This is a genomic window from Pseudomonas sp. YuFO8 (assembly GCF_035065025.1).
GTDB lineage: Bacteria > Pseudomonadota > Gammaproteobacteria > Pseudomonadales > Pseudomonadaceae > Aquipseudomonas > Aquipseudomonas putida_AE.
The window spans coordinates 1-424 of the sequence record NZ_JAXDEQ010000154.1 but is presented as its reverse complement, the minus strand read 5'-3'; the positions used below and the strand labels follow the sequence as shown (position 1 = coordinate 424).

The 424-nt window shown below is 59.2% G+C and carries 1 protein-coding gene; it reads left to right on the top strand.

Annotated features, from left to right (window positions below):
- The coding region (locus SOP95_RS31755) for a FlgK family flagellar hook-associated protein (RefSeq protein WP_442967807.1) at positions 1-424 on the top strand (424 nt) is incomplete at both ends.

The following is a 424-nucleotide window of genomic DNA, read 5'->3' as shown; positions in this document are numbered from 1 at the left end:
GCGCTATCGCAGTGACGTATTGATGCCAGCCATCAACGACTTGGGTCGCATCGCCATCGTCACCGCCGATACGATCAACAGCCAGTTGGGGCAGGGCATCGACCTCAACGGTGAGTTCGGCGCGTCGATGTTCAAGGACATCAACAGCGCGGCGGCGGTGGCTTTGCGCAGTGTGGCCGGCCAAGGCAACCAAGGCGCCGGTAGCCTGGGTGTGACGATCAAGGACTCCAGCAAGCTGACGAACTACGATTACAAGGTCACCTTCAGCGACCCGGCCAATCTCAACAAAGTGACGGTGCAGCGCTCCGATGGCAAAGCCATGGGCACCTTTGATATCTCCGCCACACCGCCTTCGGTGATCGACGGCTTTACCCTTGAACTTAAAAACGGCCCGATGTCGGCCGGTGACAGCTTCAAGGTCAGC